The sequence below is a fragment of the Rossellomorea oryzaecorticis genome (assembly GCF_045897515.1).
Taxonomy (GTDB): Bacteria; Bacillota; Bacilli; order Bacillales; family Bacillaceae_B; genus Rossellomorea; species Rossellomorea enclensis.
The window spans coordinates 19,720-41,307 of record NZ_JBJOSA010000012.1; the positions used below are offsets into that span (position 1 = coordinate 19,720).

24 protein-coding genes, 1 tRNA gene and 2 riboswitches are annotated in these 21,588 nt (G+C 43.3%); of the genes, 19 read left to right on the plus strand and 6 right to left on the minus strand.

Features of this window, described 5'->3' with window-relative positions:
- The first annotated feature begins 372 nt into the window (after window positions 1-372).
- The 4 genes from ACKA06_RS14095 to ACKA06_RS14110 all read left to right on the plus strand — a co-directional run bounded on the left by ACKA06_RS14095 (window position 373) and on the right by ACKA06_RS14110 (window position 5,277).
- Entirely contained in the window at window positions 373-2,247 is a 1,875-nt protein-coding gene (locus ACKA06_RS14095; RefSeq protein WP_032087672.1) for an LTA synthase family protein, read from the plus strand.
- 104 nt (window positions 2,248-2,351) lie between these two features.
- Window positions 2,352-3,545 carry a M14 family metallopeptidase gene (locus ACKA06_RS14100; RefSeq protein ID WP_411159932.1) on the plus strand — a complete coding sequence of 398 codons (1,194 nt, stop codon included), beginning with the start codon at window positions 2,352-2,354 and terminating at the stop codon, window positions 3,543-3,545.
- Window positions 3,546-3,859: 314 nt separating this feature from the next.
- Window positions 3,860-4,960 (plus strand): YqgU-like beta propeller domain-containing protein, encoded by a 1,101-nt coding sequence (locus ACKA06_RS14105; protein ID WP_411159933.1) that lies wholly within the window; start codon window positions 3,860-3,862, stop codon window positions 4,958-4,960.
- 5 nt (window positions 4,961-4,965) lie between these two features.
- Window positions 4,966-5,277, plus strand: coding sequence for an MTH1187 family thiamine-binding protein (locus ACKA06_RS14110; protein WP_058297785.1), 312 nt, complete (start codon window positions 4,966-4,968; stop codon window positions 5,275-5,277).
- 67 nt (window positions 5,278-5,344) lie between these two features.
- Here ACKA06_RS14110 and ACKA06_RS14115 read toward each other — a convergent pair whose 3' ends face one another.
- The gene (locus ACKA06_RS14115; RefSeq protein WP_032087676.1) at window positions 5,345-5,518 is read right to left on the minus strand and encodes a DUF2759 domain-containing protein; all 174 of its coding nucleotides are present in this window, start codon (window positions 5,516-5,518) and stop codon (window positions 5,345-5,347) included.
- Window positions 5,519-5,736: 218 nt separating this feature from the next.
- On the opposite strand from ACKA06_RS14115, the gene ACKA06_RS14120 reads away from it, so the two are divergent.
- A complete protein-coding gene (locus ACKA06_RS14120) occupies window positions 5,737-6,369 on the plus strand; it encodes an MBL fold metallo-hydrolase (RefSeq protein ID WP_411159934.1) in 633 nt (210 codons plus the stop codon).
- Window positions 6,370-6,416: 47 nt separating this feature from the next.
- Here the strand turns inward: ACKA06_RS14120 and ACKA06_RS14125 are convergent, their stop codons facing one another.
- On the minus strand, window positions 6,417-6,662 hold the full coding sequence (locus tag ACKA06_RS14125) for a DUF2626 domain-containing protein (protein ID WP_032087678.1): 246 nt from the start codon (window positions 6,660-6,662) through the stop codon (window positions 6,417-6,419).
- Window positions 6,663-6,956: 294 nt separating this feature from the next.
- Between ACKA06_RS14125 and ACKA06_RS14130 the strand changes: the two genes are divergently transcribed.
- Window positions 6,957-7,337 (plus strand): Spx/MgsR family RNA polymerase-binding regulatory protein, encoded by a 381-nt coding sequence (locus ACKA06_RS14130; RefSeq protein WP_032087679.1) that lies wholly within the window; start codon window positions 6,957-6,959, stop codon window positions 7,335-7,337.
- A 235-nt stretch (window positions 7,338-7,572) separates the two neighbouring features.
- On the opposite strand, the gene ACKA06_RS14135 is transcribed toward ACKA06_RS14130, so the two are convergent.
- Window positions 7,573-7,644, minus strand: a tRNA-Gln gene (locus ACKA06_RS14135).
- 537 nt (window positions 7,645-8,181) lie between these two features.
- On the opposite strand from ACKA06_RS14135, the gene comGA reads away from it, so the two are divergent.
- The 9 genes from comGA to ACKA06_RS14180 are packed head-to-tail and all read left to right on the plus strand — an operon-like array spanning window position 8,182 to window position 12,849.
- Window positions 8,182-9,255 carry a competence type IV pilus ATPase ComGA gene (gene comGA, locus ACKA06_RS14140; RefSeq protein WP_456153945.1) on the plus strand — a complete coding sequence of 358 codons (1,074 nt, stop codon included), beginning with the start codon at window positions 8,182-8,184 and terminating at the stop codon, window positions 9,253-9,255.
- Window positions 9,206-10,261, plus strand: coding sequence for a competence type IV pilus assembly protein ComGB (gene comGB / locus ACKA06_RS14145; protein ID WP_198258812.1), 1,056 nt, complete (start codon window positions 9,206-9,208; stop codon window positions 10,259-10,261). The genes comGA and comGB overlap by 50 nt, the downstream gene beginning before the upstream one ends.
- Before the next feature lie 23 nt (window positions 10,262-10,284).
- Window positions 10,285-10,602, plus strand: a complete 318-nt coding sequence (gene comGC, locus ACKA06_RS14150; protein WP_032087727.1) for a competence type IV pilus major pilin ComGC — start codon at window positions 10,285-10,287, stop codon at window positions 10,600-10,602.
- Complete coding sequence (gene comGD, locus ACKA06_RS14155) at window positions 10,589-11,035, plus strand: competence type IV pilus minor pilin ComGD (protein ID WP_411159935.1); 447 nt, start codon at window positions 10,589-10,591, stop codon at window positions 11,033-11,035. Before comGC ends, comGD begins: the two co-directional genes overlap by 14 nt.
- Window positions 11,019-11,336, plus strand: coding sequence for a hypothetical protein (locus ACKA06_RS14160; protein WP_198258811.1), 318 nt, complete (start codon window positions 11,019-11,021; stop codon window positions 11,334-11,336). Before comGD ends, ACKA06_RS14160 begins: the two co-directional genes overlap by 17 nt.
- On the plus strand, window positions 11,314-11,763 hold the full coding sequence (comGF, locus tag ACKA06_RS14165; protein ID WP_197671299.1) for a competence type IV pilus minor pilin ComGF: 450 nt from the start codon (window positions 11,314-11,316) through the stop codon (window positions 11,761-11,763). Before ACKA06_RS14160 ends, comGF begins: the two co-directional genes overlap by 23 nt.
- Entirely contained in the window at window positions 11,711-12,112 is a 402-nt protein-coding gene (locus ACKA06_RS14170; RefSeq protein ID WP_411159936.1) for a hypothetical protein, read from the plus strand. The genes comGF and ACKA06_RS14170 overlap by 53 nt, the downstream gene beginning before the upstream one ends.
- 5 nt (window positions 12,113-12,117) lie before the next feature.
- The gene (locus ACKA06_RS14175) at window positions 12,118-12,615 is read left to right on the plus strand and encodes a shikimate kinase (protein ID WP_232353885.1); all 498 of its coding nucleotides are present in this window, start codon (window positions 12,118-12,120) and stop codon (window positions 12,613-12,615) included.
- Between the two features lie 51 nt (window positions 12,616-12,666).
- Window positions 12,667-12,849 carry a YqzE family protein gene (locus ACKA06_RS14180; RefSeq protein ID WP_032087732.1) on the plus strand — a complete coding sequence of 61 codons (183 nt, stop codon included), beginning with the start codon at window positions 12,667-12,669 and terminating at the stop codon, window positions 12,847-12,849.
- Between the two features lie 37 nt (window positions 12,850-12,886).
- Here the strand turns inward: ACKA06_RS14180 and ACKA06_RS14185 are convergent, their stop codons facing one another.
- Both ACKA06_RS14185 and ACKA06_RS14190 read right to left on the minus strand, forming a co-directional pair.
- Entirely contained in the window at window positions 12,887-13,678 is a 792-nt protein-coding gene (locus tag ACKA06_RS14185) for a YqhG family protein (protein WP_064564167.1), read from the minus strand.
- A complete protein-coding gene (locus tag ACKA06_RS14190; protein WP_032087734.1) occupies window positions 13,647-15,347 on the minus strand; it encodes a DEAD/DEAH box helicase in 1,701 nt (566 codons plus the stop codon). The genes ACKA06_RS14185 and ACKA06_RS14190 overlap by 32 nt, the downstream gene beginning before the upstream one ends.
- Window positions 15,348-15,524: 177 nt before the next feature.
- Window positions 15,525-15,615: riboswitch (glycine riboswitch) on the plus strand.
- Between the two features lie 3 nt (window positions 15,616-15,618).
- Window positions 15,619-15,697, plus strand: a riboswitch (glycine riboswitch).
- 106 nt (window positions 15,698-15,803) lie between these two features.
- On the opposite strand from ACKA06_RS14190, the gene gcvT reads away from it, so the two are divergent.
- From gcvT to gcvPB, 3 genes are read left to right on the plus strand one after another with little or no spacing between them, the layout of a single operon-like run.
- Window positions 15,804-16,907: a glycine cleavage system aminomethyltransferase GcvT gene (gene gcvT, locus ACKA06_RS14195; protein ID WP_032087735.1), complete on the plus strand. Its 1,104-nt coding sequence runs from the start codon at window positions 15,804-15,806 to the stop codon at window positions 16,905-16,907.
- Between the two features lie 18 nt (window positions 16,908-16,925).
- Complete coding sequence (gcvPA, locus tag ACKA06_RS14200) at window positions 16,926-18,272, plus strand: aminomethyl-transferring glycine dehydrogenase subunit GcvPA (protein WP_411159937.1); 1,347 nt, start codon at window positions 16,926-16,928, stop codon at window positions 18,270-18,272.
- The gene (gene gcvPB, locus ACKA06_RS14205; RefSeq protein WP_411159938.1) at window positions 18,265-19,731 is read left to right on the plus strand and encodes an aminomethyl-transferring glycine dehydrogenase subunit GcvPB; all 1,467 of its coding nucleotides are present in this window, start codon (window positions 18,265-18,267) and stop codon (window positions 19,729-19,731) included. The genes gcvPA and gcvPB overlap by 8 nt, the downstream gene beginning before the upstream one ends.
- A gap of 226 nt (window positions 19,732-19,957) precedes the next feature.
- Here gcvPB and ACKA06_RS14210 read toward each other — a convergent pair whose 3' ends face one another.
- Complete coding sequence (locus tag ACKA06_RS14210; RefSeq protein ID WP_058297728.1) at window positions 19,958-20,341, minus strand: rhodanese-like domain-containing protein; 384 nt, start codon at window positions 20,339-20,341, stop codon at window positions 19,958-19,960.
- A gap of 249 nt (window positions 20,342-20,590) precedes the next feature.
- Here ACKA06_RS14210 and ACKA06_RS14215 point away from each other — a divergent pair, with 249 nt between their 5' ends.
- Entirely contained in the window at window positions 20,591-21,427 is an 837-nt protein-coding gene (locus ACKA06_RS14215) for a lipoate--protein ligase family protein (RefSeq protein ID WP_032087739.1), read from the plus strand.
- Window positions 21,428-21,588 lie beyond the last annotated feature (161 nt).

Below are 21,588 nucleotides of genomic sequence, written 5' to 3' on the forward strand. Positions count from 1 at the left end.
GCTGAGACCTGAGCTCCCATAAAGGGGGCTTTTTTTTGATGGGGAAAATCTACTGTTCCGCCAGCCGGAGGGGGACTCATGACCTGTAAGGCTCTTATGGAGACACAGTGTTTCCTGGGTCTATGGGTTCGTTTTGAATAAAAAAGGAGAATATGAAACTTTTAGTTGTTTTAAACGTCTAATAGTAAGGGTAGGAGAATAAGGTGTAAAATACTATTTTACACGGGTTGTATGATATTGGGTTTGACGTTTTGTAAAAAAAGTATTAAGATAACACATGGTTCTAATTTAAAATTTACTTATTTTACCAGTTAAAAAATTACATTTTATGTTACATACGAACGAACACGTAAGTAGCAAGGAGGTTACAAAATGAAGATAAATAAGATTCCAAAGGTACCATTAGTCCTCATTGCAGCGCTGCTCCTTTGGATAAAAACATATATCGTCTATAAAACTAGTTTTGATATAAAAATAGAAAACACGATCCAGGAAATCATCCTTTTCATGAATCCATTAGGGTTCCTGCTGTTCATATTCGGAATCGGGCTCTTAATGAAAAAAGATAAATCCCGCACCCGCTATATGATCATCACAAGTTTCGTGTTGTCTTTCATCCTTTATGGGAATGTAGTCTTCTATCGATTCTTCGATGACTTCCTTACGCTCCCTGTATTATTCCAGACAAGCAACTTCTCCGATTTAGGGGGCAGCGCCAGTGCCATCATGAGTTGGAAAGATATGTTTTACTTCGTGGATGTCTTCGTCCTGATTGCGTTAATCAAATTCTTGCCTTCATGGTTTTCTCTTAAAAATTACAGCCGGGCAAGCAGGAGGGCTTATTTCCTCGTTGCGACAGCACTTGTCTTCTTCAATCTTGGACTGGCTGAATCCGAAAGGCCGCAGCTTCTCACGAGAACGTTCGACCGTGAAATGCTCGTAAAGAACATCGGGACTTACAATTACCATATTTATGATATTTTCCTGCAATCGAAATCTTCCGCCCAAAGAGCATTGGCGGACGGCAGCGAGCTGGCGGATATTGATAATTACGTAAGAGCAAATTACATTGAGCCCGATAAAGAGATGACGGGCATCGCAAAAGACAAGAATCTGATCATCGTTTCCATGGAATCACTCCAGAATTTTGTCATCAACAGTAAAGTGAACGGCGAAGAAGTTACTCCTTTCTTAAATGATTTCATCGGAGAAAGCTATTACTTTGATAACTTCTATCATCAAACGCAGCAGGGGAAAACGTCGGATTCCGAATTCATCTTGGATAATTCCCTTTACCCGTTGAACCGAGGGGCCGTTTTCTTCACACATTCAGGCAACGAATTCGACTCCATGACAGAAAAGCTCGATGCAAACGGCTATTACACAACGGCAATGCACGCCAATAATAAGAGCTTCTGGAATCGTGATATCATGTATGATTCCCTCGGGTATGAGCGCTTCTATTCTTTACCTGATTATGAAGTGACCGAAGATAATTCCGTTAACTGGGGAATGAAAGATATCCCGTTCTTCGAACAATCAGTGCAGCACATGAAAGAAATGCCAAAGCCATTCAGTACCAAAATGATCACACTGACAAATCATTACCCGTTCACACTGGATGAAGAAGATAAGTTAATCGAGCCGTATACTTCTAAGGACGGTACTGTAAACCGTTATTTCCAGACAGTCCGTTACATGGATGAGGCGTTGAAGAACTTCATCAACGATCTGAAAGAATCAGGACTTTACGAGAATTCCGTCATCGTCATGTACGGTGATCACTACGGCATCTCTGAAAATCATAATACGGCAATGAGTCAGTATCTCGGGAAAGAAGTCACTCCGTTTGTGAGTACTCAACTGCAGAGAGTCCCGCTCATTATCCATGTGCCCGGACAAGAAGGCAAGACGATTTCCAAAGTCGCAGGACAAATCGATTTGAGACCTACAATCTTGAACCTGTTGGGAATCGATACGAAAAAAGATATCCAATTCGGAGGGGACATCTTCTCTGACCAGCATGAAGATTTCACCATCCTGAGAGACGGACGCTTCATTACAAAGGATTATGTGTATGCAGGTGAGAAATGCTGGGATAAGGAGACAGAAGAAAAAACCGACATGAAATTCTGTAAACCATATCAAGAGCGTGTCACAGAAGAACTCGACTATTCCGATAAGGTCATCTATGGAGACCTGCTCCGCTTCTATGAAGAAACAGAGTATCGGGATGAAGAACAATAATTGATTGCAGAGCTTGCGAATAAGATTCGCAAGCTCTTTTTTTGTCATGAAATAATGAGCGAATCATATGAGTAAGTATGGATGTATAGCAGGGAGGTCTCATGATGAAAATCAGTGTTAGGAGCGGGGATACATTCTGGTACTACAGTCAGCTGTTTTTTATACCGGCAGGACTGATCATCGATTCAAATCCATCTCTGGATCCGAACGCCTTGAAAATCGGGTCAGAAGTGGAAATACCGGGGTTCATCAAAGAAAGTTATACAATTAAACAAGGAGATACATTCTGGAAGCTCGCGGAGCAGCGGAATATCCATGTTGACGGTCTGCTGCTTTTGAATGGTAATATAAATCCCGATGCCTTGAAGATCGGTTCGGCCATCATTTTGCCTTCAAGGGTCACTACACCTATTGTCAATGGAAGACAGGGGTACAGTTTTGATATATTACAAAGGGATTTAACAAGACTGAAAGAAATATATCCATTCATCAGATTGCGTTCGATTGGCGAGAGTGTATTGGGGAAACCGCTTTATAAAATAAAAATAGGGGACGGTTCCAAAAAAGTCCACATGAACGCATCTTTTCATGCAAATGAATGGATCACGACTTCGGTCTTAATGACATTCCTGAATGATTTTTTACTTTCGTTGACGAATATGATACCTATAAGGGGAGTAGAGACATTGTCCGTCTATAAGGCGGTGACACTCTCGATTGTTCCCATGGTGAATCCAGATGGGGTGGATCTTGTCCTGAAGGGGCCTCATTCAGCGATGAAGGATCAATTGTTGAACATAAATAATGGGAGCTCTGATTTTACGGGATGGAAGGCAAATATACGCGGCGTGGATCTTAATAATCAGTTTCCTGCGAAATGGGAACTTGAAAAAGAAAGGAAAGAAGTAAAGTCCCCGGCCCCCCGGGATTTCCCAGGTGATAAGCCCCTTTCTGAGCCAGAGACGATTGCAATGGCAGAGCTTGCACAGGAAGAATTGTTCGATCGGATGCTTGCTTTACACACACAGGGCAAAGAATTTTACTGGGGATATGAGGGACTGGAACCTCCTGAAGCTGAAAGGCTTGCCGAAGATTTCGAACGGGTCAGCGGCTACAGATCTGTAAGGTACATTGACAGTTATGCGGGATATAAGGACTGGTATATAAAAGAATATAGAAAACCGGCATTTACTCTGGAACTTGGTAAAGGGATCAACCCCCTCCCCCTCTCGCAATTTGACGAGATATATAGAGATACATTGGGGATCTTTCTTGTTTCAATATATAGATGGTACTAATTTAATGGGTCAAGTAAAAAAATAGTCTTTTTTACCTGTTGAAATTAAAAATATCATAGTAGATTTTTAAGTGAAAGAGGAGTAAAATGAATCATCAGCTTTATTATTGTGATATCGTTCCTATAATGAAACCAACATGAAATGAATAAAAGAGTGGTGACCTTTGTCGATGCTGGATGGAGCAGAATCAATTGGTCATCATTTTTTGAATTTTTGTAATGTTTTTATCATATTATTGAAACATTTTGGTCTGTAATACGTACTAATTCATATAGGCGAATTTTTCGGTGAAAATAAAAAGGGGGAGTGTCTTAGTGAAAAAACTAGTCTTTATATTATTATTGGGCAGTTTGATAATGTTGGCTGGCTGCCAATCTAAAATCACTGATGCTCCCCAGACCGGTGAACAGAACCCGCAAAAACAAGAACCGTTGAAAGTAATAGGGAAAAGCATATCATCCGATACATTTATCGAAAACATCGATTGGCTATCCGATCGCGAAATCTTGACTGTAATCGAAGAAAAGGGGGCAGCGGCCTTATATATTACAGACGTCTTTAAAGGGGACAAGGAAAAGCTTGCTGAAATACCTTCTTCCTATGTCCGCTCCATGGTTTCTCCCGATAAAAGCAAGATCCTCATCCATTCAGCACCTGCTACTTACTCAGCGTTGATTACGATCATCGACCTCGATGGAAAAGAGATATACAGCAGTGAAATTCCGTCTTCAGAACTAACATACGTTTGGAATGCGTTCAATACAGACAAACTTCTGATTACGAGTTTTGCAGAAGATTGGAGCTTTGAAGTATTTGAACTGGACCTGAATTCCCCTGAGTTACGATTATTGGATGTGGAAGAGCCCTTCTTGAAATGGAATTCCGAAGTATCGGTCCTTTATCAGGACTGGAACAGTGAGGAAATCAGTATATCAGCCCCTTTGATGGCCCAAAATATTCTGGATGGAAAAAAAGAAACGATTGATACGGCAAGTGTCCATTTTGAACGCTTCCCTCATTCCCTCCTTTCTGTCCATGATAATGAGAATAAGGATGATCGTTTCATGTACCAATTCATCAATGAAAACGGAGAAATCCTCTCTGAGTTCCAGGCGACATTACTGAGCCGGTATTCCGATTGGTTCATTCCTTTCTATGATATGATAGATAATAATGATGAACTGATTACCTTTAAAGCAAATGAGGCAGGCTCTTATGATACATATTCCGGTACGTTTTCTTTGGAAAAATGGAATGTGACTGATGGGAGTGAGGAGACACTGATGACAGGTCTTGCTGCTGAACCACTCCAATGCTCTCCAGCCGGGACTCCTTGTTTGTATGGTAATCAACTTGAAAAAATCATTGATACCAATGATGCATCCATCATTGAATTAGTAAAAGAGGAAGGGTAGATAGTATGGCAATCGTAGACGTAACTGTTATTCCTATTGGGACTGAAACACCAAGTGTGAGTTCGTATGTTGCTGATCTTCAGAAAATCCTGCAGAAGCATGAAGATGAAGGGAATATCCGGTATCAGCTTACACCGATGAATACAATCATAGAAGGGGAACTTTCCACCTTGCTCGGAGTGATACAGGAAATTCACGAGGCCCCTTTCCAAAAAGGGATCAAGCGTGTGGCCACAAATATCAGAATCGATGATCGGAGAGATAAAAAGGGGACAATGGAAGGCAAACTTGCTTCCGTTAAGGCCCATATGGAGTAAGAAATATAGACTGTATCTCTCAAAAAGAAAAAACCCTCCATGACGGAGGGTTTTTTTCTTTTTGATTCTAGTGGCCACCCGGGTATCCGGAGTGAAGGACAGTCATAATTGTAAACCAGCCAAAAACACCTAGAGTTGCCAATGAAAACACGATTCCAAGACCATTCTTGTTTTTGAATGTGCTTACCACTGCGAATAAAGCCAATAGTGTGACCAATGCTGTAATAATTACAAGACCCATTTATATGACCCCTTTCATTGAAAATACGTTTTCCTAACAACGCTTACAAAATACATATAATCGTATGTACATAAATGCACTCATTAACATTTTATATTTTTTTCCTCTGTTTGTCGAGGTCTAAAAGTTTGACACTTCTATGGCACCGAATTTGTTTTTTTCTGATCCCTGCATCTGCTACAATAATTATATCCCGATACCATAAAGGAGGTAAAAGAATGAAATGGAAACAAATGCCCTTAGGCCCGCTGCAGACAAACTGCTATATCCTTTGGAACGATAAGAAAAACTGTCTAATCGTAGATCCGGGTGCAGAAGGTGAGAAACTTGTAAGCTGGCTGAATGAACATAACCTTAAGCCCCTTGCCATTTTATTGACGCATGCCCATTTTGATCATATTGGAGCAGTCGATACAGTCAGGCATACATATAATATTCCGGTATATATCGATGAGAAAGAATCGGAATGGCTGACCGATCCCGGCCTGAATGGTTCCGGTTTATTCGGAATGGGTAAGATTCAAGCGGCACCTGCCGACAGAATCATAACATCTGAACATACCCTTACCATTGATGAATTTACACTTCAGGTGTTCAAGACACCCGGCCATTCTCCGGGAAGTCTTTCCTATTATGCGCAAAGTGAAGGAATAGTATTTGCAGGAGATACACTTTTTATGGGAAGCATCGGCCGGAGTGACCTGCCCGGAGGCGATCATCAAGAGCTCCTGTCAAGCATCCATGATCATCTGCTCACTCTTCCGGAAGAAACAGAAGTCCTTCCAGGCCACGGTCCGGCAACTTCGGTGGGAAATGAAATGGACGGCAATCCTTTCTTGAATGGATTTTAAGAGAAAGAAAAAAATTCCCTTTAGCATTTAAGCTAAAGGGAATTTTTTTAGTGTCCTCCTGCACCCGGAGTCATCATAAAGGTCGTCCAGTAAGTAAACCCAGCGAAGAACACAGTCAGATAGGCACCGAAAATATAAATATACATACGTTCGGAAAGTTTTAAGTAGCTTAACATAATGAAGAATCCTGTTTGGCCTAAAAAGATTAATGATGTCGTTGTCATATCGCCAAGATAAAACATTACAGCAAAAATTCCAGTCCAGAATCCAAGAACTCTGTACATACGATCCATATGTAACCCTCCTTTGCACCCTAAGTCCATCATTCAATATTATAAATGAATCATACTGCAAAAGTAAATATCTGTTTGATGATAGTTTGTGACGATTACGTGATTTCTACTCCCAGAAGCTGAAAACGTATTCCGAAACCGCCTTCACCCTGCTATTAGCAAGGTTTTGAAGCGTTTGAAAAAAATTCATAAATTACCGAGTGTAATTACTGTACAAAAGTTATACAAAAAGTATACAATGTATTTAACTAATAAGGTAACTTGCTTATTTATACAATTAAAGGAGGAATTCAAATGGAAAACTTAACGTTTTTTACTTATCCAAGCTGTACCTCTTGTAGAAAAGCAAAAAAATGGCTCAATGCAAATTCAATTGCTTTTGATGAACGCCATCTTTTCAGGGATACACCGACCCATGATGAGCTCGTCCAACTACTCTCATTAACTACTGAAGGCCTCGATGAAATCCTGGCCACCCGAAGCCAGACATTCAAACAGCTTGGGACGGATGTAAATGACCTGCCTTTATCCAAAGTGATCGACCTGATCGTCCAGGAACCGAAACTCCTTCGCCGCCCGTTATTGACCGACGGAAAAAAGCTCGTCGTCGGATACAATCCTGACGGCCTTAAGAGCTTTTCCGGTAAAAAGAGCAGTTTGAAGAAGAGCAGTTAGAGAGAAATAGAAGAGGCAGCCATCTTTTTTTTAGATGGCTGCCTCTTCTGTTTTTGAGGGAGGCTGGGTTTATAATGTTGATTGTGATTGGGCCGCCTCCGTTTTTCGGTTGTCCAGCTCCGGCGGCTAGAGACTCGAGGTCATAAGATGAACTTACCAAAAAGGCAAAGAACGCCTTTCCGGTAAGTTCATCTTATGCTTGTCGCTCCTAAACGAGCCGCCTCCGCTTTTCTAACTGGGCTAGCTGGATTCGAACCAACGCATGTCGCAGTCAAAGTGCGATGCCTTACCGCTTGGCTATAGCCCAATGGGATGTTACAAGAGATAGTATGAGAAGGTTGGGTGGAAAATATACAGTGTGTTTAAAGTTTTTTTAGATAGATTATTTAATAAGAGGCAAAGGTTGATACAGAAGCTTAGAAAAGGAGTCTAGATTAGAATTATTCTTGTAAGATCATAAAATTCAAATTAGGATCATATTTTTCAGTTTAGGATCATAAATTCTTAATTTGGCGCGTATTTTTTGTCGAATGGATCATAAAACCTGAAAATGGATCATAAATCATGATCGCTCCGGAATTTCAGCGATGCATTCCGGTCATTATTCATCAAAAACTTAAAAAATTTATAAAAAAGGTAAAAAAATCCTTTGAAAATGGATATATTTTTATCCTATTGTCCGCATCTTCAACAAAAACCAAGCTGGAACCACTGCAAAGACAAAAGCAAAGCTATAGTTAACGCCCCTTTGAAAAACTTTCCATCTCAACTCAGAAAAATAAAGGATTTTGTAAACTTTTGTCGTATATAGTAGTTATGGAAAAAGAAAGGTGGTGCCACAACGATATATCAATCAGTAGAAGCTCTTTCAGAGATCATGCTCAAGGATGCCATTACCAATGATGCATCCGATATTCACTTTATCCCCAGACTCAATGATTACCACATCCAGTTCCGCAAGACGGGGGTGCTGTCCCCATTTCAATCGATCCCCCACGAACAAGGTGAAAGACTCATCGCCCATCTGAAATTCATGGCGCAGATGGATATCGGGGAAAAACGGAAACCTCAAAGCGGATCCTTCAACACGATGATCAAAGACTCCCCGGTTTCCCTCAGGATCTCCACACTGCCTACCAATCATCTCAAAGAAAGCCTGGTCATCCGGATCCTTCCGCAGGAGTTTCAGGTCCCGCTCGAAAAAATGTCCCTTTACCCTTCTTCAGCAAAAAAACTTCTAGCCCTTCTCATGTATTCCCATGGACTCATCATTTTCACAGGCCCTACTGGCAGCGGGAAAACCACGACCTTATATTCGCTCGTCCATCATTGCTCGTCCGCTCTCAACCGAAATGTCATCACGTTGGAAGATCCCATTGAGAAAGATCATGAAGATATGGTGCAGATTCAAGTGAATGAAAAAGCTGGAATCACTTATTCTGCGGGATTAAAAGCCATATTGAGGCATGATCCCGACATTATCATGGTCGGCGAGATCAGGGACAGGGAAACTGCTGAGACTGCAATAAGGGCAGCGCTTACCGGCCACCTGGTTTTAACTACCTTACACACCAAAGACGCCAAAAGTGCGGTTTACAGGCTGATGGAACTGGGGGTGCACTGGCATGATATACAGCAGACTTTGATAGGGGTATCCGCTCAAAGACTATTGAAACTCAAATGTTCAGTGTGTGAGACTGATTGCAATACGGATTGTAAAGGCAAAGGTCCGGTGAAAAGGGCCTCGGTCTATGAAATTGTGACGGGCAGTGCACTTAAGGAAGTGATTAAAGAAGCGAGGGGAGAAGATGCATATTATCAGTATCCTACTCTTCGTACACTGATCAACAAGGGGGTGGCATTGGGATTTGTTCCGGATTCTGAGTTCCGCAAATGGATACATGAAGAAAATGGATGACCAAGGGAAGTTCCTGAAGAGGACGGGTGATCTACTGGAAAAGGGATATACATTTTCAGAAGCGATTGATTTTCTTCTTGTGCCGGGGCGGAACGGTTCAATTAAATTAAAAAAGAGGATCACCAACTCTCTCCAAAAAGGAGAGCCACTCTCATCGATATTCGACCGTCAGTTCAACATGCCAAAGCAGGTATCCGCTCAGATTTATTTTGCAGAACATCATGGCGAGATGGGTGCCACGCTTAAGGAAGCAGGGGATTATCTCCTGAAAATGAGTGAGGGCAGACAAAAACTAGTGAAGGTCCTTCAATATCCTCTTTTTCTCGTAATGATCGCCATCATGCTCATGGTACTCCTCCGCAGGATTTTGTTCCCGCGCTTCCAATCGTTATACCATTCATTAGGTTATGATCAATCAGATAATTATAGTTACCTCTTTTGGTTCATCGAAAGTTTCCCCTCATATTTTTTGGGGTTCATCCTGATTGTGGCAACGATCATCCCCTTCATTTATTTATTCAGAAATAAGTTATTCCAGGTAAGCCATATCACTTTCTTGATAAGATTCCCGCTGTTGTCTTTTTTCATCAAGCATGGGCAGACACATTTCTTTGCGAGGGAACTCAGCTTTCTGCTGAAAAATGGTGTGTCGATCACTGAATCTCTTAAAATCATTGAGAGGCAGACATATCGACCCGTCCTGCAATACATTTCAAAAAAACTGCTGGACGGTTTGAAAGAAGGCCGGCCGCTGTACGACTGCACCTCTAAGATTTCCTTTTTCCAGGAAGAGTTATCTTATGTTGTTTCCCACGGTCAAAAAAACGGGAGGCTTGCAGATGAATTGAAAATGTACAGTGAAATTTGTATTGCGGAACTTGAAGAGAAGGGAAACAAGATACTCAAGTACATCCAGCCGGCGATCTTCACTTTCGTCGGATTGTTCATCATGGCCATTTATTTTTCCATCATGATGCCGCTGTTTCAAATGATGCAGGGCATTTAATTTAATCAAGAAGGAGGATCACTATGTTAAAGAATGAAAAGGGTTTTACCATGATTGAAATGATGATCGTGTTATTGGTCATTTCTGTCCTGTTATTCGTAACGATCCCGAATGTCACGAGTCAGAGCAGTAAGATCAATTCGAAAGGATGTGAAGCGTTCATCAATATGGTGGAAGGGCAGGTGGAAGCATATAAGATGGATAACGGCAATGCGATACCGGTCACGATGGCACTTCTGGTAGATAAGAAATATATTAATGAAAATCATCAAACATGCCCCGATGGACAATCACTGACGATTGATGCGGAGGGAAATGTAGACACAGTTGCGGCAGAGTAAAAAGGGTGCGTATCAAGGAGGTTATACATTCATCGAGATGCTCATTGTGCTATTGATTTTAACGGTCCTTTTATCGTTTGCTGCATTTTCAGCTGCGCCATTGAAAGAGCATACGGAAAAGAATTTTTTTATCTCCCAGCTGCAATCGGACTTGTATCTCATTCAAAGTCAAAGTTATTTTTCGCAATCCTCCACGACCCTGTTGTTTTATGCAAATAAATATGTTGCTAAAGACTACTTTGGGAATACGCTGGTCTCCCGCTCTCTTCCGGCCGGCGTCACAATATCAGAGAACAATAAATTGAATGAAATCATTTACAACCCATCAGGCAACACCAACCGGTTCGGTCCGGTTTATTTCAATGCTGGGGAGACCACGATAAAACTATCATTCCAAATCGGACAAGGAAGATTTTATGTACAGGAATTCTAAAGGTTTTTCACTTCCCGAAAGCCTGGTCGCTTTTAGCTGTTTCATGATGATGCTTGCATTTTCCCTTCCTCTAAGCATCAGGATGATTACCACACTTGAAGAAAAACAGCATAGGGTAGAGGCAATGAAGTTCCTTCTTGAAGGGATTGAGCACGCAGTTGTGACGAATGACTATAAAAATAGTACGAGGATGTATAAGGGAGTGCTTTACACCCTGAATTGGAAAGGGAATGACCTCACCAGTCCTTGTGTAGCCTTCGAAAAGGAGGGAGGCACCGATGAAATATGTGCTTCTGAATAATAAGGGGTTCACTCTGCTCGATGCCCTGCTGTCCTTTATGATCTTTTTGGTCATATCGCTCAGCTTTCCACTTGTCATAAAAGGACTTCAGATCATCCAAAAAGAAAGCCTCCCTCCTAGGTATTATGAATGGAATCTGTTCAGCGAGAGCCTGAGAACGGAAATGTGGGGAGGGAGTAATATTCTGTATTCCCCGGAAGAAATCTCGTTTGAAAGCGATGGGGGAACCATTACGTATGAGCGGTATCAAGATTCAGTAAGGAGAAGGGTTGGCGGACTCGGGCATGAGGTCGTGCTTCAAGAAATCGATTCGTTTGTTATTACAGAAGTCCAGCAAGGAATTAAGATCTCTGTAGTGTTTAAAGAGGGAGAGAATGTTGAAAGTGAATATTATCATTACAAGGAAATTCAACCGGAAGTACCTTAATGAGGGAGGTTTTCTGCTTCCCTATTCAATGCTGTTGTTCATGATCGTCATAACGGCGGCTGTATTGTCGACAAGCCTTTTTCTCAGTAAATACCGCTATTTGGTCAATATGGGAGAAGTGTATGAAAGAAAGGTGAGCATTGCCCATGGTGCGCTCCTCGGAATGAAAGATCCTGTGCCCGCTTCAGTCATACATGAGGGGGACTTTGGTGAAACAGAAGTAGTGAATTCCCTCCTGAATGAACAGGAGGTGCTGATGGAAATAACCTATCAAACAGATGAGAAGGTTTTTAAGCCGGTCTCTGTTGTGTATAATAGGGAAACAAAACAAATCATAGATTGGAAGTAATGTGCATGCCGATTTTTTTAATAGGTTTCATGGGAGTGGGGAAGACAACTGTCGGTAAGGAAATAGGGTTGCTTCAGAATCTCCCCGTAATTGATATGGATCACTTCATAGAAGAGAAGGAAGGCCGTCCGATAAAGGAAATCTTCCGGGAAGATGGTGAAAGCTTTTTCCGTACAATCGAAACACAAGCTTTGATGGAACTGAAAAAGAAGGAAGCAGTCATCACCACAGGTGGAGGGATCATCGAACGAAAAGAGAATAGGGACATACTAAGTGAAAGCGGGAAGGTATTCCACCTTTATTGTTCATTTGAAGAGTTATGGGAGCGGCTGGAGGGAGACTGTGAACGACCGCTCGTCCTGAAAAATTCCAGGGACCAATTGCGAAATCTTTACGACCGCCGGCTGCCCCTTTATAGAAATGCCAGTAGTTCAGAAATCGATACCACCGGTAAATCGATTGAAGAGACACTGAATGAATTGAAGCGCCACATCGAATCATGATTAAATTCTGATGGTGCGGATATACTGATAGAAGCGGAAGGTGGTGCGTTTATGTCAGTAAATGATTACGTAAAGTTCATAACCCAGACATTTGTTCAGCATTACGAAAAATCCCCACATGAACGAAAAACTCTGAAACACCAGAGGAAGAATGAGCGTCCCCCTTTTTTATTCAGATGGTTCGGGGTCTTGCCATATGCCTTCCTGGTGCTGTTTAAAAAGAATAAAAAATAGGACCGCCTCTGTAAATGACAGGGCGGTTTTTCTATGCTCAATGGGTGTTCTGTAAATAGAATATTCCTCCATTGATGATATCAATTGTAATATTGGGTTCATATTGTTCTTTTAACGCCTGCTTTTCGAGGTGGTACGATTCCGGTTTTTCCTCGTGATCACCGTAAAAATGACTTAGGAGATCCAGATCTTCTTCCCATCTTTTCCTTGCTTCGTCTGCCCAGGAGAAGGATTCCTGTTCGATTCCGTTCAGCAGATAACCTTGAATTCGATTTATCCCGCTCTGCGGTTTAATGATCGGAGTCAAAGTAAAAGAAAAGTCGGGAATCTTAGGGGTCAATCTTCTCGATAACAGGTGATTGTGAAAGTCCTCCTGTATGTGGCCGTTGATTAAATTAAGACCAATGCTTTCAATCCTGTCCTTTTTCAAATTTGTCACATGAGAAATTTTGATATTCAAGCCAAGCCATGGATGGAGTGGAACCTGCTGGCCGTTGAAATTCATTCTTTCTTCATAAAGACGGATATATCCTGCAAGATTTCTTGTCGAACGGAATATCTGGTGTAATCGCGGGGAGCCGAAATGGATGAGTTCCCCTTTGAAATCTTCCGGTGCTTTTTCCCCGTCCGTCACCAGTGACAAGGTCATCGGATTTGGGGTCCCGCCTGTCTTCTCCAGATAATGCCAGTAAAATGGACGGTTCATCAATTCTTTATCAAGATCGATCGTCAATTGGACGGTCATATAGCCTTCCCCATTTGCAACCAGCTCGCAGCCGTTTGCTGTAAAATAGCGTTCAAGAAATTGATGTATTTCGCGCTGCTGCATTGGCTTTTTCCTCCTTTAATTCTTCTGCGAACTGAATCATACTGGTCAGGTTTTCCATTTTGATCTTGAGCTCTCCCTCGGTTCGCGAGGAAGAGAGGATATCCGTGACGTGCTCTTCAAAATCTGAAAAATCAAGCCTCGTCAAAATCTCATCGAGCTGGCCGATCACCCTCTCGAACAGGTTGATTTTTTCATACAGCAGCTTTAGGATATGTTCTTCCACCGTATCCCTGGTGGCAAAGTTGTATATATGCACATCCTCGGTCTGGCCGAGACGGTGTACGCGTCCAATCCGCTGTTCAAGGCGCATGGGATTCCAAGGCAGGTCGAAATTGATGACATGGTGGCAGAACTGGAGGTTGATTCCTTCGCCGCCAGCTTCAGTGGCAATGAGTACTTGGGCGTGGTTTTGGAACAGCTGACGCATCCAGTCCTTCTTTCCGCCTTTGAAACCGCCCCTGAACGGTACGGAAGAGATCCCGTGCTGCTTCAGAAACCATTGCAGGTACAGTTGTGTCGCCCTGTATTCAGTGAAGATAATGACCTTGTCGTTTATCTGCTGGATCAGTTCCAGCGCTTTCTGGGCTTTTGAATTCACGGTCACGTTTTCCACTTTTTTCATGAGTGTGCCAATCGTATTCTCGAATGCGGCAGTAGGATTTTCTTTTTTCTCGATCATGTTTTTCAGCGTGTAAAAAACGGATTCCCTGCTGCTGCAAGCTTCCCTTTGCAATGTGAGGAGTGAAAATGAACTGGCCGCGGCCCAGTCTTCCTGGCTCCCTTTCAATAAGTTGATACTGTCGTACAGGTCCCGTTCCGGCTGATTGAAATCAATGAGTATCGTTTTGACGTGGCGCTTCGTCCATTCAATTCCTGTATCACTCCTCCTGTTCCGGATCATGACTTTATTGATGAGCTGATTCAAGGAGTCATCATCATGGACAGTCCGGTCTCCTTTTTTATAACGGTCGGTGAATCCGGATTCATTCCCAAGGTGCCCGGGTTTTAACAGTGAAACAAGATGGAAGATTTCTTCTACTTTATTTTGTATCGGTGTGGCTGTAAGAAGTAAGCAAAACTTTTTCTTGAGATTCTGGACAAATTCATAGTTTTTGGTTTTATGATTTTTCAGTTTGTGAGCTTCATCAATGATGACAAGGTCATAGTCCTGTTCATAAACTTTCTCGCGATGCGGGCTCCGTTTTGCGGTATCCATGGAGGAAACCACGATATCGCACTGATCCCAGACATAGCTTTTGCGCTGCGCGACGGCAGGGATGAAGAACTTGCTGTTCAGTTCATATGCCCATTGGGACACCAGTGATGCAGGGACGAGTATCAATACCTTTTTTACAAGTCCTCGAATCATATATTCTTTTAATATCAGACCAGCTTCAATCGTTTTCCCGAGGCCCACCTCATCGGCAAGGATGGCTTTTCCGTTCATTGTTTCCACTACCTGTCTGGCAGCTTCGAGCTGATGGGGGAGCGGAGTCACATTAGCCAAATGTTTTGGTGCCTGAAGGCCCTCAAAGTTCGGGATTGCCAGATGCTGCTCACATTCTATTGCAAGCTTGTAGAGCTCCCAGCTCCCCCAGGGGCCGTCATTATTTATTAACGTATCGAGACCATCGCCCCACTCCTCATTAAATACAACGTCAACATTCATGTGAAAAACATCTCCTTATTTGATAGAAAAATGATTGCCCGGAACTTATGTTTAATGGTAGGATGAGAGTAGATTACCTAATGTTTTGAAAACTATAATAATCCGAACATTCACATCAATAACATTTCTACTGTTTATACTTCTAGTATGACCAAATGTTGCAAGGAATATTGGCGAATGATAGCAAGGGGAGAGACTGTACCATACAGCGCCGAAGGAGCAAACATCAATGTGTGAATCTCTCAGGCAAAAAGACTCTTGCTGGACGCAGCTCTGGAGAGTGTTTCCATTTGGAAGCCACCAAAGGGGAAAGCCGTTTTACCGGTAAACTTTCAGGTGAAAGGACAGAGAAACTCTTTTGAAAAAAGGGGTTTTTCTGTCTTTTTTCATGCGCGGATATTTGGCAGCAGGAAGCGTACAGAAGGAAAAGTTTGATGATATTAAGGGGGAAGTCTAATGGCAGATTTGAAAAAAACACCTTTATATGAAGTGTATAAAGAGTATGGGGGAAAGACGATCGACTTCGGAGGCTGGGCATTACCGGTTCAATTCTCAAGTATCAAAGCAGAGCACGAAGCGGTCAGGACCCGTGCAGGGCTCTTTGATGTGTCGCATATGGGAGAAATCGAAGTGAAGGGCGAAGGGGCTCTCGAATACTTACAGAAAATGATGACCAATGATGTATCCAAAGTCAAAGACGGCGGGGCTCAATATACTGCAATGTGCTATGAAGACGGCGGCACCGTTGATGACCTTCTGATTTATAAAATAAAAGACAATGACTATTTATTGGTGGTCAATGCAGCGAACATCGATAAGGATTTTGAATGGCTGAAACAGCATGAAACAGACGGAGTAGAAATCAATAATATCTCCGAGCATATGGCTCAGCTCGCTTTGCAGGGTCCGCTTGCTGAAGGTGTTTTGCAAAGGTTGACAAATGAACATTCTTTGAGCGAGATCGGGTTCTTTAAATTCCAATCCAACGTCAGCATCAATGGACGTCATGCCCTTGTCTCCCGCACAGGATACACAGGAGAAGACGGTTTTGAAATCTACTGTGATGCAGAGGATGCAGCCGCAATCTGGAAAGATATTTTAAAAGAAGGCGAGAAGGACGGGGTGCTTCCATGCGGACTCGGGGCACGCGATACCCTGCGTTTCGAAGCGAATCTTGCACTTTATGGACAGGAACTCTCAAAAGACATCTCCCCTATCGAAGCGGGGATCGGCTTTGCAGTAAAGGTGAACAAGGAGATTCCTTTCAACGGGCAGGACGCTCTGAAAAAACAAAAAGATGAAGGTGCGTCAAGAAAGATTGTCGGTATTGAAATGATCGAACGCGGCATCCCGCGTCACGGCTACAAAGTATTTTCAGGCGAGGAAGAAATCGGTGAAGTGACAACAGGGACACAGTCTCCTACTTTAAAGAAAAATGTCGGCCTTGCCCTGCTGAAAAAAGAGTTCACCTCCATCGATACAGAAATCCAGGTTGAAATCAGAGGGAAGAAAGTTAACGCAAAAGTGGTTCCGACACCATTTTATAAGAGAACTAAATAATAGGGAGGAATGACGGTCATGAAGCATCGTTATTTACCGATGACAGAGCAAGATCAACGGGAAATGTTAAATAGCATTGAAGTAAACAGCATCGACGATTTATTTGAGGATATTCCTGAGAAGGTCCGCTTCAAAGGTGAGTATAATATCAAGCCTGCCAAGTCAGAAACCGGTCTGGTGAAAGAATTGACTAAAATGGCGGCAAAAAATGCAGATTTGAAAAGTCATGCCTCCTTCCTTGGAGCGGGTGTTTATGATCACTATGCGCCGATCATCGTCGATCACGTATTGTCACGTTCAGAATTCTACACCGCGTATACGCCGTATCAGCCTGAAATCTCACAAGGTGAACTGCAGGCCATCTTTGAATTTCAAACGATGATCTGCGAACTGACGGGGATGGATGTAGCGAACTCCTCCATGTACGACGGAGGGACTGCACTGGCCGAGGCGGCCATGTTAAGCGCAGGTCAGACCCGCCGCAAAAAAGTTCTTGTTTCAAGTACGGTTCACCCTGAATCACGGGATGTTCTAAGAACGTATGCGAAGGGCCAATATATCGACGTTGTGGAGATCCCGCATCATAATGGCGTCACAGATACTGAGGAATTGAAAAAGCTTATGAGCAGTGATATTGCAGCTGTCATCGTTCAATACCCTAACTTCTTTGGAAGGGTGGAAGACCTGAAGGCGATTGAAGAAGCCGCGCACAGCGAGAAAGCAATGTTTGTCGTATCTTCCAACCCGCTATCGCTTGGTGCCCTGACACCGCCTGGAAAACTCGGAGCGGACATCGTTGTCGGGGATGCCCAGCCGTTTGGGATCCCGAGTGCGTTTGGCGGACCTCACTGCGGTTATTTTGCAGTAAGTAAAAAATTGATGCGTAAAGTTCCCGGCCGTCTGGTGGGGCAGACGGTCGATGAAGAAGGCCGGAGAGGATTTGTATTGACCCTTCAGGCCCGTGAACAGCATATCCGCCGCGATAAAGCGACATCTAATATCTGTTCAAACCAGGCTTTGAACGCGCTGGCAGCTTCCGTTGCGATGACGGCACTCGGGAAACAGGGTGTTAAAGAGATGGCCCTTCAGAATATCCAAAAAGCTCATTATGCGAAAGAGGAACTCAAGAAAAAAGGTTTTGAAATCGCATTCGAAGGTCCTTCTTTCAATGAATTTGTCGTAAAAGTGAATGCCCCTGTGAAAGAAATAAACAAAAAGCTTCTAGAAAAAGAAATCATCGGCGGATATGATCTCGGTCTAGTGGATGAAGAGTTGAAGTATTATATGCTGGTTGCCGTGACTGAACTTCGCAGCAAAGAAGAAATTGATGCATTTGCACAGGAATTGGGGGATTGTCATGAATAACTTACAGGATCAGCCTCTTATCTTTGAATTATCGAAACAAGGCCGTGTCGGCTACAGCCTGCCTGAACTGGATGTACCGGAAGTAGATGTTTCTGAATTGATTCCTTCCGATTATATCCGGACGGAGGAGCCTCATTTACCGGAAGTGTCAGAGCTTGATATCATGCGCCACTATACTGCATTATCCAAACGCAACCATGGTGTTGATTCAGGATTCTACCCGCTCGGATCGTGTACGATGAAATACAACCCGAAGGTGAATGAAAATGTGGCGCGCCTAAATGGCTTTGCACATATCAACCCGCTTCAGGAACCGGAAAGTGTCCAGGGAGCACTTGAATTGATGTATGACCTTCAGGAGCATCTGAAAGAAATCACGGGCATGGACGAAGTGACTCTCCAGCCTGCTGCCGGAGCTCACGGCGAGTGGACGGGTCTAATGATGATCCGTGCTTACCATGAAGCAAACGGTGATACGAAGCGTACAAAAGTCATCGTACCTGACTCCGCCCATGGAACAAACCCTGCAAGTGCTACAGTGGCCGGTTTTGAAACGGTGACAGTGAAATCGGATGAAAATGGCCTTGTGGATCTCGAAGATCTAAAGAGGGTTGTCGGGGAAGATACTGCGGCCCTTATGCTCACAAATCCGAACACGTTGGGATTATTTGAAGAAAACATCCTGGAGATGGCAGCGATCATCCACGAAGCCGGTGGCAAGCTGTATTATGACGGTGCCAATCTGAATGCCGTCCTGTCCAAGGCGAGACCGGGGGATATGGGCTTCGATGTCGTTCACTTGAATCTCCATAAAACCTTTACGGGTCCACACGGAGGCGGAGGTCCCGGAAGCGGCCCGGTTGGTGTAAAAGAAGATTTGATCCGCTACCTCCCGAAGCCGGTTCTGGTGAAGAACGGTGATCATTTCGAATTTGACTATAACCGTCCGGATTCAATCGGCCGTGTGAAACCTTATTATGGAAACTTTGGCATCAACGTACGTGCCTACACATATATCCGCACGATGGGACCTGACGGGTTGAAGGCTGTAACCGAGAATGCGGTCCTTAATGCAAACTATATGATGAGAAGACTGGCTCCTCATTTTGATCTTCCATATGACCGTCACTGCAAGCATGAATTCGTCATCAGCGGTAAGCGTCAGAAAAAACTCGGAGTGAGGACGCTTGATATCGCGAAAAGGCTGCTCGACTTCGGTTACCATCCGCCAACGATCTACTTCCCGTTGAACGTAGAGGAATGCATGATGATCGAACCGACTGAAACAGAGTCGAAAGAAACACTGGATTCTTTCATCGATGCTATGATCCAGATTGCAAAAGAAGCAGAGGACACGCCTGAAATCGTCCAGGAAGCACCGCATACAACAGTAGTCAAACGAATGGACGAAACCCTTGCAGCAAGAAAACCGATTCTTCGTTATACTCCTGAAGCGTAAGTCAGGATAGCGGATAGGTATCTATAACAAAGAAAGGATTGCCGGTTACGGCAATCCTTTCTTAATTGTAGGCTCCTTCGGCCAGTAGCTCTGGGTAAACAAACTAAGACCCCCCAAAAAGGCAAAGTACGCCTTTTGGGGGGTCTCGTCATATGCTTGCCGTCTCTAATCAAGACGGCTACGCTTTTCTGCTTGTCGAGCTCCTGCGGCAGGAGACTCGAGTTTTTTATTTTTTATGCTTAACTTTACCTGTCCATTTTTTAAAGCCGCCTTGCAGGTGGTGAAGATTGCGGTAGCCTTTGCGGTGAAGCATCTGTGCTGCACGGGCACTTCTCATTCCGCTCTGGCAGTACAGGTAAACAGGCTGATCATTGCGGATTTCTTTTTGTCTCATTTTCATCTGTGAAAGAGGGATATTGCGGGCACCAAGAATATGTCCGTTGTTATATTCGTTGTTTTCGCGCACATCGATCAGCTGGGCTTTTCTGTAACCTGCTTTGAACTCTTCCTCTGACAATGTGTTGACCACTCTTTTTTGATTGAAGTACGTAAACAGGGAATACGCAATGATTGCTCCAAGTACGACTAATAGTATAAATAAACCATCCATCTTGCTTTCATGCTCCTTTCTTCCAATGCACTATCTACTATTATATTCATCATCGCCCAGAGAATCAAAAGAAATTTACTATTCACAGCAAAGACTTACCAATCTGTTTTCCTTTGTTTTTGGAAAAGGATTTGGTAGACTAGTAACGGATTAATACATAGGAAAACACATTAAAACCTTTTATCCAAAAATGGCCTGAATACCGGCCTGGTGTAAAAGAATGAAGCTAAAGTAAAAGAGGTATGTCGAATGTCAAAAGAAACGTGGAGATTCATCGATTCAGGAAATTGTTCGCCTTCCTTCAATATGGCGCTCGATGAGGCGCTCCTGGATTGGCATAGTGAAGGGGAAATCCCGCCGACGATCCGTTTTTATGGATGGGATCCGGCGACACTTTCTGTAGGATACTTCCAGAAAGTTGAGAAAGAAATCAATATGGAAGCCGTCAGGGAGCACGGGCTGGGCTTTGTGAGAAGGCCAACGGGAGGAAGGGGAGTCCTTCACGATGAGGAACTCACATACAGTGTCATTGTGTCCGAGGAGCACCCTGAAATGCCGAAGACTGTCACTGAAGCTTACAGGGTTATTTCAGAAGGAATATTAAAGGGATTCCAGGCGCTTGGTCTTGAAGCATACTTTGCGGTCCCGAAGACGGCTGAAGAAAGGGAAGGATTGAAAAACCCCCGTTCTGCGGTCTGCTTCGATGCACCGAGCTGGTACGAACTTGTCGTGGAGGGCCGGAAGGTGGCAGGCAGCGCTCAGACTCGCCAAAAAGGGGTCATCCTCCAGCACGGGTCCATCCTACTTGATCTTGACGAAGATAAACTGTTCAGTCTGTTTAAGTATCCTTCCGACAGGGTAAAAGAGCGTATGCAAAGAGCGTTCAAAAACAAAGCCGTTGCCATGAATGAGATCTCGTCTGAAAGAATCACGATGGATATGGCAAAAGACGCTTTTAAGAAAGGATTCGAAGAAGGACTCGATATCAATCTTGAACCATATGTGCTTTCTGAAGAAGAAACACAATATGTTGAGAATCTGGCAAAAACCCGATATGAATCCGATGAGTGGAATTTTAAACGATGAAAATTTTTTGTTAGAAAAAAGCGATGCGTGTCCCTTTTTTCCTGTTTTACCAACTATTTCTGAAGATGAAAGTTTGGCAACTCCCAAATTAATAGATTACCGCCTGAATTAGGAATATTATCTATGGGATTCTGCGTTTTCCTATTATTTTCTGCTTTTTA

Bases quoted from the DNA above. Each gene is read 5' to 3' on its own strand.
- ACKA06_RS14095 (WP_032087672.1), top strand. From the start codon at position 373: ATGAAGATAAATAAGATTCCAAAGGTACCATTAGTCCTCATTGCAGCG.
- ACKA06_RS14100 (WP_411159932.1), top strand. From the start codon at position 2,352: ATGAAAATCAGTGTTAGGAGCGGGGATACATTCTGGTACTACAGTCAG.
- ACKA06_RS14110 (WP_058297785.1), top strand. From the start codon at position 4,966: ATGGCAATCGTAGACGTAACTGTTATTCCTATTGGGACTGAAACACCA.
- ACKA06_RS14115 (WP_032087676.1), bottom strand. From the start codon at position 5,518: ATGGGTCTTGTAATTATTACAGCATTGGTCACACTATTGGCTTTATTC.
- ACKA06_RS14120 (WP_411159934.1), top strand. From the start codon at position 5,737: ATGAAATGGAAACAAATGCCCTTAGGCCCGCTGCAGACAAACTGCTAT.
- ACKA06_RS14125 (WP_032087678.1), bottom strand. From the start codon at position 6,662: ATGGATCGTATGTACAGAGTTCTTGGATTCTGGACTGGAATTTTTGCT.
- ACKA06_RS14130 (WP_032087679.1), top strand. From the start codon at position 6,957: ATGGAAAACTTAACGTTTTTTACTTATCCAAGCTGTACCTCTTGTAGA.
- comGC (WP_032087727.1), top strand. From the start codon at position 10,285: ATGTTAAAGAATGAAAAGGGTTTTACCATGATTGAAATGATGATCGTG.
- ACKA06_RS14160 (WP_198258811.1), top strand. From the start codon at position 11,019: ATGTACAGGAATTCTAAAGGTTTTTCACTTCCCGAAAGCCTGGTCGCT.
- comGF (WP_197671299.1), top strand. From the start codon at position 11,314: ATGAAATATGTGCTTCTGAATAATAAGGGGTTCACTCTGCTCGATGCC.
- ACKA06_RS14170 (WP_411159936.1), top strand. From the start codon at position 11,711: ATGTTGAAAGTGAATATTATCATTACAAGGAAATTCAACCGGAAGTAC.
- ACKA06_RS14175 (WP_232353885.1), top strand. From the start codon at position 12,118: ATGCCGATTTTTTTAATAGGTTTCATGGGAGTGGGGAAGACAACTGTC.
- ACKA06_RS14180 (WP_032087732.1), top strand. From the start codon at position 12,667: ATGTCAGTAAATGATTACGTAAAGTTCATAACCCAGACATTTGTTCAG.
- ACKA06_RS14185 (WP_064564167.1), bottom strand. From the start codon at position 13,678: ATGCAGCAGCGCGAAATACATCAATTTCTTGAACGCTATTTTACAGCA.
- ACKA06_RS14190 (WP_032087734.1), bottom strand. From the start codon at position 15,347: ATGAATGTTGACGTTGTATTTAATGAGGAGTGGGGCGATGGTCTCGAT.
- gcvT (WP_032087735.1), top strand. From the start codon at position 15,804: ATGGCAGATTTGAAAAAAACACCTTTATATGAAGTGTATAAAGAGTAT.
- gcvPA (WP_411159937.1), top strand. From the start codon at position 16,926: ATGAAGCATCGTTATTTACCGATGACAGAGCAAGATCAACGGGAAATG.
- gcvPB (WP_411159938.1), top strand. From the start codon at position 18,265: ATGAATAACTTACAGGATCAGCCTCTTATCTTTGAATTATCGAAACAA.
- ACKA06_RS14210 (WP_058297728.1), bottom strand. From the start codon at position 20,341: ATGGATGGTTTATTTATACTATTAGTCGTACTTGGAGCAATCATTGCG.
- ACKA06_RS14215 (WP_032087739.1), top strand. From the start codon at position 20,591: ATGTCAAAAGAAACGTGGAGATTCATCGATTCAGGAAATTGTTCGCCT.